At 38.5% G+C, this 12,305-nt stretch carries 10 protein-coding genes; 6 read left to right on the top strand and 4 right to left on the bottom strand.

The genetic code is table 11. The features are described 5' to 3' along the window. Positions 1–187: 187 nt before the first annotated feature. Genes ACFO3P_RS11205 through thrB form a run of 3 tightly spaced genes read left to right on the top strand, consistent with a single transcriptional unit; the run spans position 188 to position 3,418 of the window. Positions 188–1,483: a homoserine dehydrogenase gene (locus tag ACFO3P_RS11205; protein ID WP_368901514.1), complete on the top strand. Its 1,296-nt coding sequence runs from the start codon at positions 188–190 to the stop codon at positions 1,481–1,483. A 1-nt stretch (position 1,484) separates the two neighbouring features. After that, entirely contained in the window at positions 1,485–2,546 is a 1,062-nt protein-coding gene (thrC, locus tag ACFO3P_RS11210; RefSeq protein ID WP_042532064.1) for a threonine synthase, read from the top strand. Then, complete coding sequence (gene thrB, locus ACFO3P_RS11215) at positions 2,543–3,418, top strand: homoserine kinase (RefSeq protein WP_379542416.1); 876 nt, start codon at positions 2,543–2,545, stop codon at positions 3,416–3,418. Before thrC ends, thrB begins: the two co-directional genes overlap by 4 nt. A 46-nt stretch (positions 3,419–3,464) precedes the next feature. Here the strand turns inward: thrB and ACFO3P_RS11220 are convergent, their stop codons facing one another. From ACFO3P_RS11220 to argF, 3 genes are all read right to left on the bottom strand, one after another. Beyond that, positions 3,465–3,848 carry a hypothetical protein gene (locus ACFO3P_RS11220; protein WP_052484982.1) on the bottom strand — a complete coding sequence of 128 codons (384 nt, stop codon included), beginning with the start codon at positions 3,846–3,848 and terminating at the stop codon, positions 3,465–3,467. A 51-nt stretch (positions 3,849–3,899) separates the two neighbouring features. Continuing rightward, positions 3,900–5,411: a BCCT family transporter gene (locus ACFO3P_RS11225; RefSeq protein ID WP_379542418.1), complete on the bottom strand. Its 1,512-nt coding sequence runs from the start codon at positions 5,409–5,411 to the stop codon at positions 3,900–3,902. Between the two features lie 458 nt (positions 5,412–5,869). After that, positions 5,870–6,829, bottom strand: coding sequence for an ornithine carbamoyltransferase (gene argF, locus ACFO3P_RS11230; protein ID WP_042532058.1), 960 nt, complete (start codon positions 6,827–6,829; stop codon positions 5,870–5,872). A gap of 314 nt (positions 6,830–7,143) precedes the next feature. Here argF and ACFO3P_RS11235 point away from each other — a divergent pair, with 314 nt between their 5' ends. The 3 genes from ACFO3P_RS11235 to ACFO3P_RS11245 all read left to right on the top strand — a co-directional run bounded on the left by ACFO3P_RS11235 (position 7,144) and on the right by ACFO3P_RS11245 (position 11,018). After that, positions 7,144–8,325 (top strand): hypothetical protein, encoded by a 1,182-nt coding sequence (locus ACFO3P_RS11235; protein ID WP_379542420.1) that lies wholly within the window; start codon positions 7,144–7,146, stop codon positions 8,323–8,325. 115 nt (positions 8,326–8,440) lie between these two features. Then, positions 8,441–9,376 carry a hypothetical protein gene (locus ACFO3P_RS11240; protein ID WP_052484980.1) on the top strand — a complete coding sequence of 312 codons (936 nt, stop codon included), beginning with the start codon at positions 8,441–8,443 and terminating at the stop codon, positions 9,374–9,376. A gap of 733 nt (positions 9,377–10,109) precedes the next feature. Beyond that, positions 10,110–11,018 carry a glycine betaine ABC transporter substrate-binding protein gene (locus tag ACFO3P_RS11245; protein WP_379542421.1) on the top strand — a complete coding sequence of 303 codons (909 nt, stop codon included), beginning with the start codon at positions 10,110–10,112 and terminating at the stop codon, positions 11,016–11,018. 97 nt (positions 11,019–11,115) lie between these two features. On the opposite strand, the gene ACFO3P_RS11250 is transcribed toward ACFO3P_RS11245, so the two are convergent. Next, positions 11,116–12,300 carry a class I SAM-dependent rRNA methyltransferase gene (locus ACFO3P_RS11250; RefSeq protein WP_341172576.1) on the bottom strand — a complete coding sequence of 395 codons (1,185 nt, stop codon included), beginning with the start codon at positions 12,298–12,300 and terminating at the stop codon, positions 11,116–11,118. Positions 12,301–12,305 lie beyond the last annotated feature (5 nt).

Here is a 12,305-nt window from a genome sequence, read left to right on the forward strand (position 1 = left end):
CACCAAGGGGAACAAGCGATAGCGCGTTAGTCTAGGCAAGTGTACATTTTGATAAGACCTGAAATATTGGTGGGAAAACTATGTCGAGAAAAACTTGACACATACTTCTAAAAATTCGCTATTGCCTTACTCTCTTTTTCATGTTTAAATAAATTCAATATACAATAGGAAGCGTAGAGGTGGTAAGATGGAAGAGAAGGTTTCAGTAGGTTTATTAGGTCTTGGTGTCGTTGGATCAGGAGTTATTCACTTGATTGAAGATCATCAGGAAAAATTAGCCCATCAATTAGGCTGTAAAGTCGAAGTGGATAAAGTACTTGTGCGTAATATCGAAAAGGCTCGGAATATTGATGTGGATCAAAGCCTTTTAACAACCAACCCCGATGATGTTCTGGAAAACCCGAATATCGATCTTGTTATTGAAGTAATGGGCGGTATTGATCATACAAAGGAACATATTTTAAAGGCCTTTTCCAATAAAAAACATGTTGTTTCAGCTAACAAAGACTTAGTGGCTGTTCATGGTCCTGAGTTACAGGCGGCTGCAGTAAAAAATAATTGTGATTTTTATTATGAAGCCAGTGTTGCCGGTGGCATTCCTATCCTTCGCGGAATTAACGAGGGTTTATCCTCTGATCATATTCAAAAAATTATGGGGATTGTCAATGGAACAACAAACTATATCCTGACAAAAATGGACGAAGAAGGCGTAAGCTATGAGGATGCACTTGCAGATGCACAGCAGCTCGGTTTTGCTGAAGCAGATCCGACATCTGATGTAGAAGGCTTAGATGCAGCCCGAAAAATGGCTATCCTTGGCCGGCTGGCATTCTCTACACCTGTTGATTTGCAGGACGTGGAGGTAGAAGGTATCCATGGCATTGAATTAAAAGATCTTCGTTATGCTGCACAGTTGGGATATACTATGAAGCTTATCGGATTTGCAAACTTTTTCGACCATGAATTAGAAGTAAGTGTCGAACCTACCCTGCTGGCGAAAAATCATCCGCTGGCAAGCGTTAAAAATGAATATAATGCAGTATACGTGTATGGTGAAGCAGTTGGGGAGACCATGTTCTATGGCCCGGGCGCCGGCAGCCTCCCGACAGCGACTGCTATTCTATCCGATGTTATCGCAGCTATCAAAGCGATGCGTTTAGGCGTGTCAGGAAAGCAGTTAAATGACATGCAGTTTCCAAAAACATTACGTCCAAAAGAGAAACAGCATGGTCAATATTATGTGCGCCTATGCGTGGAGGACAAAACGGGGGTATTCTCAGAAATCTCATCGATTTTCCATGAACAGGATATCAGCTTCCAGCGTATTTTACAGACACCTGTGGATGAAAAAGATTCTGCAGAGATTGTGCTGGTTACACATGATACACCATACTCTCATTTTGAAGAAGTACTGAATCAATTAAAATCATTTGATGCAGTAAACGAGATAAAAAGCTATTACAAAGTAGAAGGAGATGCGTAAGATGGCTTGGAAAGGGTTAATTGAAGAATATCGTGACTTACTTCCTGTCACAGATAAAACACCCGCTTTATCATTATCAGAAGGAAATACACCACTTTATCATTTTCCAAATCTGTCAAAGGAATTGGGAATTGAATTATACGGGAAGTTTGAAGGCTTAAACCCGACCGGCTCATTCAAAGACCGCGGCATGGTCATGGCTGTTGCCAAAGCCATAGAAGAAGGCAGTAACTCTGTTATTTGTGCTTCTACCGGAAATACCTCTGCATCGGCAGCAGCTTATGCCGCTCGTGCAGGTCTGCGGGCGATTATCGTTATCCCTAAAGGAAAGATTGCGCTTGGAAAGCTGGCTCAGGCTGTCATGTATGGAGCAGAAATCGTAGAAATTGAAGGCAATTTTGACCAAGCGCTGCAGCTGGTTCGTAAAATCAGCGAAAAATCGCCTATTACTCTAGTAAACTCTGTGAATCCATATCGTTTGGAAGGACAAAAAACAGCAGCCTTTGAAGTTTGTGAGCAGCTTGGAGAAGCTCCTGACATCTTAGCAATCCCGGTCGGCAACGCTGGAAATATCAGTGCCTACTGGAAAGGTTTTAAAGAATTTAATGCATCCAAAGGTACAGCCCTTCCAAAAATGTTTGGTTTTGAAGCTGAAGGTGCAGCAGCTATTGTCAGAGATGAAGTAGTTGAAGATCCGGAAACGGTAGCAACAGCCATTCGAATTGGTAACCCGGCGAGCTGGGATTTAGCAGTTCAGGCAAGAGAAGAATCAGGCGGAATGATTGGTTCTGTCACAGATGATGAAATTGTATCTGCATTTAAGCTTCTTCCGCGTAAAGAAGGTGTATTTGCAGAACCGGGCTCAGCGGCTTCCATTGCTGGCGTTATCCAACAGGTAAAAGCAGGTAAAATTCCACAGGGAAGCAAGGTTGTAGCTGTATTGACAGGCAATGGCTTAAAAGATCCGCAAACAGCTATTGACCAGCTGACCATCGACCCTGTATCCCTGCCAAATGACGAAACGGCTATCCTTGAATATTTAGAGAAGATGATTACGTCATGATGCCGTTTCGCATCTCTGTACCGGCAAGCAGTGCTAATCTTGGCCCTGGTTTTGATTCCATGGGCCTTGCATTAGGTCTGTATATTCATTTGGACGTAGAAGCTTCTGATCATCATGCATTTTTCGCACACGGCTCTGAAAAAAACCAAGAAAATCATTTTATTTGGAACATTACAGAGCAGGTAGCTGCACGATACGGGACTGCCTTGCCTCCCTGCAAGGTGCAGGAGGTCAGTGAAATACCGCTGGCCAGAGGTTTGGGCAGCAGTGCTTCTGCGATTGTTGCAGGAATTGAACTGGCTAATCAGCTGGGAAACCTGCAGTTAACAAATGAACAGAAATTAGCATTTGGGACAGAAATCGAAGGGCATCCTGATAATATTGCCCCGGCTTTATTTGGAGGATTAACGATTTCTACTATGCTCGATGATGATATTCCTTCTGTCCGGCTTCATGATATTGAATTAGATTTAATTGCGTATATACCAGAAGTAGAGCTGAAAACAGAAGTTGCCAGAGATTGTCTGCCAGATACATATGAACGTAACTATGCAGCAAGAGCTAGTGCAATGAGCAACCTGGTTGTTGCTGCACTCTATTCCAAGGATTATCCATTGTTTGGGAAAATGCTCGAGAACGATTTATTTCACGAGCCTTTTCGTAAAACACTCATACCTAATTTTGATGCTATTCGTGAAAAAGCGAAAGAGCTTGGAGCATTTGGTACAGCTTTAAGCGGCGCCGGACCAACCATGCTTTCTTTTGTAGCAAAAGGAAATGGGGAAACAGTGAAAGAAACGATGGCAAAACAACTTGAAGGGTATCAAGTAAAGGTTTTAGAGATTGATACAAAAGGGGTTTCGATTTCTTAAAATAGTAAAAATGTGCAAGCGCGGATGGGAGACGCTTGCACATTTTTTATATGGTTTCATTATAGATCAGACCATTATCATTTTGAATATCAATGATTTTTAAGCGGTTATCGTCTTTGACAAAGATGGTTTTATAGTATTTCTCTCCATCGATTTCATAAAACATTACACGCGTTCCTTTATTATCTGTTTCGACAACCACATCATAGTCTCCCTCATCAATCTGTCCGCCAATGACTTCCTGCTCTTCATATTCATAGGAGGTGTCTGTATTATTATCAGCGGAAGTGCCGGTATCTGATTCATTCTCTTCTGTCGTCTCTTGATTCTCATCAGCATTATTATTTACTTCCTGCTCTGTATCAGCTTGACAAGCACTGACAATAAATAGTATACACAGCAGACCAATGATTTGTAATGTTCTTGTCATTTTATCTCCTCCTCCTCTTTTTTATTTCCTTTATCCAGTCATCTAAAACCCCTAGCCTTCTTTCTTTTTCGTTTGCTTTTTCCAGTAAACTTGTTCCTGGTGGGCCGATTTAAAAAATGAAACACCCATGAGGATAACTACGATGGAGAACGGAAGCGCCGCAATAATCAGCATATTTTGCAGACCTTGCGTACCGCCGAAGTAAACAATAATTGCTGCAACAGCTGATTGCATCATTCCCCACATAATTTTAACAGAATTGCGCGGATTAATAGTTCCTCCCGTACTTAACATTCCCAGTACAAACGTAGCCGAGTCAGCAGATGTAATAAAGAAGACGGCTACTACAATTATGGTAATGATAGACATCATCATTCCAAATGGATATTCATTTAAAACTCCAAACGTGGAGGTTTCCAATGCAAATTCCGATATTTTAGCAATTCCATTCTGTTCCAAGTTTAAAGCGGAAGCACCAAAAACAGTAAAGAAAATAAAACAGACAATAGCTGGAACAAATAACACGCCCAGCATAAATTCCTTAATCGTTCTCCCTTTAGAAATGCGGGCAATAAAGATGCCCACAAATGGCGACCAAGAAATCCACCATGCCCAATAAAAGATCGTCCAATCATCAATCCAGCCTCTCTGTTCTGCATTCTGAGGAGCCATTCGCAGACTCATCTCAAAAAAGTCTGATACATAGCTTCCTAATGTATGTGTGAACATATTAAGAATGTATAAGGTAGGTCCAATGATAAATAGCAGGAGTAATAATACAAATGCCAGACCCATATTAAAATTACTTAAGTATTTTATTCCTCTGCCAATCCCGGACCAGGCTGAAACAATAAACAGGACAGTTGCTATGACTAAAATGAGCAGCTGCACTGGAAAAGTTCCAGGTGTACCAAATAAATAGGATAGCCCGCCATTAATTTGCGCAGATCCAAACCCTAAGGTCGCAGCAACACCAACGACAGTAGCAAATACAGCCAGGGTATCTATGATTTTTCCCGGAAGACCTTGCATTGATTTCTTGCCGAACAGCGGGACTAATGTAGCGCTAATGAGCCCCGGGGTGTCTTTATGGAATTTAAAGTATGCTAATACCAGAGCCACCATGCCATATACAGCCCAGGCATGCATCCCCCAATGAAAGAAAGCATATTTCAAGCTGTCGTTAAGCGCTTGCTCTGAGCCCAGCTCTGCTCCAGGAGAACTGATAAAAGCATGGGAAATTGGTTCGGAAGTTGTCCAAAATACTAATCCCATCCCCATTCCCGCACTAAACAGCATAGTAAACCATGATAATAAACTAAACTCAGGTTTATCATGTTCTTTCCCTAATTTAATATTTCCATATCGTGAAAAAATAAGATACACACATAATACCAGCGTTAACATGACTAATAATAAGTAATACCAACCAAATTTTTCAGAGATAAACGTAGTAATCTCTAATGTAACCACTTCTAAATTAACAGGAGCAAAGGAGCCCCAAAGAACTACAATAATACATAAAGCTAAAGCGTACCAAAACACGCTTGTTACACTTTTCATGCCTACACCTCTTCTATTTATTTGTTTTTATGTACAAGTATTCTAACTATTCCCCGGGTCGCTATACTATCAAACCTTTGTATATCTCCTTCTTATTAAATCTTTTATTATAAGAAGCCCTCCCGGGAGACGGTTTGAAAACAGCAATTAATAGAGAATTACCGTGTTCCAAGCTATGCTGAAATTCCAATGTAATTAGTGAATAATACCTGTTTTAAAAACAACTTCCCTTAGTGTAGATAAGGTAGATTTTTCTTCGAATCCATACCCAAAGACTGTGCAGATGCAAGTAGTTTAAAAAGCGGTTTTACAGCGAAGATAAGCGGCCATTAATCGTATCATCCTTGTAATCGAAGGGAGGAAAAATTTCTAAAAGAGGATATTCAAAAAGTATTTAGAAATAAAAAAACAGGAAAGTCTGTCTTACTGACTTTCCCGCTTCATTATTTCTTCTATATTTATCCCATTAACGCTGTCATCAAAGCTTTTTGTGCATGCAGGCGGTTTTCGGACTGCAGGAAGACAACAGAATGCTTCCCGTCAATCACTCCTGCAGATACCTCTTCTCCCCGATGAGCTGGCAGGCAATGCATAAAGGTGACATCTGCTTTTGCATTGGCAAGAAGTGCTTCATTTACCTGAAACTGCTGAAAGTCCTGCTCACGCTTTGTTTGCTCCGCTTCCTGCCCCATGCTTGCCCATACATCTGTATAAACGACATCTGCATTTTTCACAGCCTCGGCTGGATCATTACTCCATTCAATCGTTGCACTGTGTTCAGAAGCAAATTGTTTCGCTTTTTCCGTAACCTGCTCCTCCGGCTTATAATCATCTGGTGTTACTGTAACAATATGCATGCCCATTTTTGCAGCACCAATCATTAAAGAATGCGCCATATTATTACCATCACCGATATAAACCAGTTTCTGTCCCTGCAGCACACCTTTCACCTCTTTGATGGTCTGTAAATCTGCTAATACCTGACATGGGTGATAAAGGTCTGTCAATCCATTGATGACAGGGATACTTGCATACTTCGCCAGCTCCACCACATCATCCTGATTATAGGTACGGATCATAATTCCATCCAAATAGCCTGAAAGCACCTGTGCTGTATCTGCAATCGTTTCTCCCCTGCCAATCTGTATATCCTTGGAGCTTAAGAAAATACCTAAACCGCCCAGCTGATAGATACCTGTTTCAAAGGATACACGCGTTCTTGTCGAAGCCTTTTCAAAAATCATTCCTAACGTTTTCCCCTTCAAGGGTTCAAAAATAATCCCTTCTTTACTTTGCTTCTTTTGATAATCTGCTAATTCGATCAAATAGTCGATTTCATCTTTTGTATAATCAGCAAGTGTCAGAAAGTCTCTTCCTTTTAACTCCTGCTGCTGAAATTGGATTTGATTTGTTGTCATTCACGTACACCTCTTCAATAAGTTGTTATGAATTATTATGCAATAAAAAGAATATTTATTCAATAGTTTTTGAGATTTTTTTTATTCCATCATATCTTGCTTAATTACTTTTAATATCTTGTATACTCTTTACTAACTTTTTAATCTATATACAAGTAAGAGAGCTCCCTTAAGATATAAGGTAATTTCACTGTTCAGCCTTAATTTTAAAAATTTTTAAATTAAATAGGTATTTTTACTTCATTATTTCTTAATCCGACCGAAATAAAGGATAGATATACTTATTTTCATATATAATAAAGAGAGGATTATCAATGACCAATAAGAAAATTAGATTTTTAATGATGTTAAGCATCGCGATTTTATTATTTTTTAGCACAATAAGTACGGAGAATATTGTATATGCAGATGAATTTGATGAAACATCAAGTACTGATTCTGAAAACCTTGAAGAAATTAAAGAAATTCAAAAAAATTTGCAAGAAGCAGATAGTGACAATAACTTAGATTCAAGTGAAATTAAAAATGCACCTGTTAATTTAGAGAAAACAGGAGACACAAAAGAAATTCAGCAGGATAATGATGACCTGAGTAATAAAACAAAGGACACTATCCAGCCAGTTCAAGATTCAGATACAGTTCAGCCACAAGCACTCTATGAAATAGATGGTTTAATTATGAACGCAACAAGTAATCTATCTCAAGCCGACCCTACAGATATTTTTTTCTTTAGTCCTACTTCAGACAGAGGGTTACTGACAAGACTCTCGTCTGATAATGCAAATTATGAAGTAGAATTGTATATTGTTGATTGGGACAGCATGATTATGTATAACACTGGAATTATAAAAGGTACTGATCAATGGCTACTTGTTCCTAATCTTCCAGCAGGAGATTATGCATTAGAAGTAAGGTCTACAGGAGAAGTAGGCGATAATTATAATCTGAGAATGAATGCTTCTATTCCACCTAACTATACGAATATCATAGAATTTACAAGTTCACTTAGTCATGTAGTAGCTGAGTATGCAGATAGTTCGGTTTATGCAAACGGTACTCACGTATTGAATTGGAGCAGTAGTAATTCAAATTTAAGTTGGAAAAGAGAATTCTATTTTTCAGACAACGGTGGTTATAATCGGCGTACTCATGAGGTTTATAATGTTCAAGTAAAAGATATATTACCAAATGTTTATTCGTATAATTCTAACTATACAAGTTCACAGCAAGTACTTTTTCTTGCTTTAGACATAGACACTGGGTTTATGTACAATGAATCACAGTATCAATCTGGTACAAATCCAATTTACCATAATTCATTTGTTGACACCTTAGGTAAAAAAACACCACGAAGATTAGATGTACACGATTTCAATTATGGAGAGCATATTTTAGTCTTTGATATCAGCACAGGTAAAACAATAGATTTTTTTAGCGGTTTAAATTTTTATTATGCAGCAGGTATAGAACCGCTTCCTACCTATTCACCTCGTTAATTTATATATACCGAAGAATTATCATCCGTTATCCTTCCATTCTAAGATTATTGGAGGAAGAAAGTTTGGTGGATGTTTCTCAATCATAATTTTTATACTAAGAAGAGGTGAAAATATGCAAATTGATGGTTATTATACGGGAGTCGGCACCCCATATGTATCAAAAGAAACTTCTTTAGCAAATGTCAAGAAAACCAATGCACATTTAAAAATGTCAGATTCCTTACTACTCTCTGATGAAGTAAAAACCTTAAGAGAGCAAATGGATAAAGGTCACGAAATCATGGTAAACTCCATTGTAAATCCAAATGCTGATCCTTCTGACCTTTTTTCTTATCGTCCGTATCATCAATATTTGGTGTTTAGTCAATATTTAAATGAAACAGGTTTCTATGAGGATCACGACAAAGATACTATTCAGAATATGGAAAATATATTGATGCAAGTAACGGAAGCCCTTGATAGTTTAGGACACTATCATGTTAATGGAAGAATGGGCAGTGGAGGTCGCGGCGGTGGAGAATTAATGTTAAGTTCAGCTGAAGCACAGCTGGAATTTGCTTCTTCCGTATCTGCACTTCACGTATTCAGCGATAAATTTCTAACAGATAATTCTAAGGTGAAAGAAGGTTTTGACCAGCTTATCGACCAATATACTACACATAATAAAGATGCTGTTACGAATCATCGCTCTGTTCATGAAAAATTTTTTGAAGCTCGTGCAAAAATGACTAATTTGCCACCTGTTTCATTAGATGCAGAACAAAGAAAAAATCTAACTATCACGAATAAGCTTGGCGTCACAGAATATACATCTGAAGAAATTATGGATATGGTAGACAAATATACTAAACAGTTTAATGAACTGAAAGATGCTTCTGAAGTTGATTTGCTTATGTTTCAATTACAAGAACAATTGGTGAATTATGTGACAAAAGGATTCTCATCAAAAGATTCAAATTTACAAACAGCAAAAGATTCTATTAAAGAGCAAACAAATAAAACAATTAGTCATATTTCTGATTATTGGAAGATATTATTATCGTCCTAAAGATATCTATTGTAAAAGCAGCAAGTAATGAATTCATTGCTTGCTGCTTTTATTTACATTTGATGAGATACATTGTTCTCATCACAATTAAAACTACTCACCCTTTACCTGAATCATAACCACTACCAAATAATTCCTCTGCTTAAAATGCTTATTTATTCAATAGTTTTTGAGATTTTTATTAGCATTTTTCTGAAATAATTATAAAGGGAAACTTCATCCATAAAATCAGATTGTATTCTTTTTCTTACCTACGCTTTAATATTGAATAATATTGTCTCTAAAGCATGCAAAGCCATATGACGGTACTTTGCTTATATTTATACTTTGTGTTAGGTTGTATAGAAGCGAGTAAAATAATTTTACTTAACAGAATATTTCAGAAACGGTACGATATTTTTCAAAGTCCTTAAAGATGTTCTATGCCATGGGCAATCTTAAAACTTACATTACTCGCGGGACGGTGGTGATGAAATGAAAGAATCAGATTCATCAGGGTCTAAGCGAATGTGAATGATACGATTATCGGATTTTGAATATATACTTAAAAATGACTTAAGATATTTCAGCAGCCATTTTTCAACATTTTGCTGCTCATATCATTAAGTGCTTACTTACCGATATCAACGACTCTGAGAATTTTGAAGATACCTGATAGTGGATGATTATATGGACTTTGATTCGATTAAAAACGTAGTACCAAACGAACAATTTCAGAAAGGTGTTGTCATTTGTGAACGCATTAAAAACATTGTCAGCAGTAGGTATAGCTTCTATTTTTCTGCTTGCTGCATGTGGTAATGATTCAACAGAGGAAGATTCAGCAGAGGCTGGAGGAGACATTAATTATAGTGAAGAAGTGGACTACACAATTACAGGTATTGAACCTGGTGCAGGTGTTACAGAAACCGCAAATAATACGCTTGATACTTACGATAATCTTGATGGCTGGGAGCTTGAAGAAAGTTCAACAGTAGGAATGCTTGCACAATTGGCTGATGCAATAAGTAATGAAGATCCAATTATTGTTACTGGCTGGATACCACACCATAAATTTCTCCAATACGATTTAAAAATGCTCGAAGACCCGGAAGGTACGATGGGAAAGAGCGAATCTGCCCATACAATCACACGCTTAGGCTTAGAAGAAGACATGCCGGACGCTTATAAACTGCTCGATGCATTTAACTGGGAGTTAGATGACGTAGAACAAGTAATGTATGAAGCAGAAGATTCAGATGTTGAAACTGCTGCTTCTAACTGGGTGGAAGATAATCCGGATAAAGTGGATGAGTGGACTGAAAATATCGAAGAAGCAGATGGAGAAAAAATCGAGATTGGTTCTATGCCTTGGGAAGCAGAGCAAGCATCTGCAGCAGTTATGGAACAAGTACTCACCGAGTATGGCTATGATGTTACCGTAACAGAAGTCGACCCTGCCATTTTATTTGAAAGCATTGCCGGCGACAGTGTTGATGCAACCGTTGCTCCGGCATTACCAATAACACAAGGGCATTTGTATGATCGCTACGAAGGTGAATTTGTTGACTTAGGTCCAAACTTGGATGGTCTTCAAAATGGTTTTGTTGTTCCTGAATATATGGATATTGATTCGATTGAAGATTTAGAACCAAAGGAGTAGCCTTCTATCAAATACTTTAAAAGGACTGTTGTATCATCGATTACTTGACGATACAACAGCCTCTTTTTTTGTTTTTGCATAACTACAGTGTTATGCATCAATCTTTTACTTGAATCACGATCACTTTCAGATAATCTCCCTGCTTAAAATGCTTATTCACCGCAAAATCACCCGGCAATGAGAATTCTTCCAGAATCGTATATTTCTTTTGTTTAGCCTGAAACCCGCGCTGGATCATCTCTTTGAATTTCTTCATTCCAAAAGAAGCAGTATTGGTGGATGCAATAATCACACCGTCCTTTTCCAGCAAGTCAATGGAATTCTCTATCAGCTCCGGATAGTCCTTTGCTGTCCGGAAGGTTCTTTTCTTAGAACGCGCAAAGCTTGGCGGATCCAAAACAACGACATCGAATTGCAGCTTCTTCCGCTTCGCATATTTGAAATAATCAAATACATCCATCACGATAATATCCTGCTGTTCAAAATCAACCTCATTTACACTGAACTGTTCAATGGTTTTACTTTTACTCCGTTTTGCTAAGTCTACGCTGGTGGTTTTTGCTGCTCCTCCAAGTGCAGCGGCTACGGAGAAAGCGCCGGTATAGGAAAAGGTGTTTAATACATGCTTTCCTTTTGCGTATTTATCGCGTAATGCTTTACGGACATCGCGCTGGTCTAAGAAAATGCCCACCATCGCTCCATCATTCAGGTAAACCGCATAGTTCATGCCATTTTCCTTTACGATAAGCGGGAATTCGCCTCTTGTCCCTTTTACAAAATCGTCACCCTCTACATACTGTCCTTTCGTGTCAAAGCGTTTCTTTTCGTAGATTCCCTGATAGTCACCCAGTTCATCAAAGACTTGTATAACCCAGTCTTTGAACGCATAAATCCCTTCACTGTACCATTGGATAACATAGTAGCCTTCAAAATAGTCAATAATCAAGCCGCCGATTCCGTCTCCTTCTCCGTTAAACACACGAAAGGCAGTTGTTTCTTCTGCCTGATAATAGGAGCGGCGCTTATTTATCGCTGTGAGCAGCTTTTGTTTAAAGAAGCCTTGGTCAATGGTGTCTTCTTGTTTAAACGTTAACACCCAGCCCATTCCTTTATTTTGGCGACCTGTATAAGCCTGTGCCAAAAATTCTCCCTGCTGTGTATGAAGGGCAATGATTTCTCCTTCATGAAGCTTATCCGCTCCATGAATAGCTTCTTCTAAAATCAATGGATTTTGCTGTTTGATATGTTTTACATGCGTTTGTTTTACCGTTACCCGCTTCATTGCTT

Origin of the sequence: Oceanobacillus aidingensis, assembly GCF_042654105.1 — a bacterium.
GTDB lineage: Bacteria > Bacillota > Bacilli > Bacillales > Amphibacillaceae > Oceanobacillus > Oceanobacillus oncorhynchi.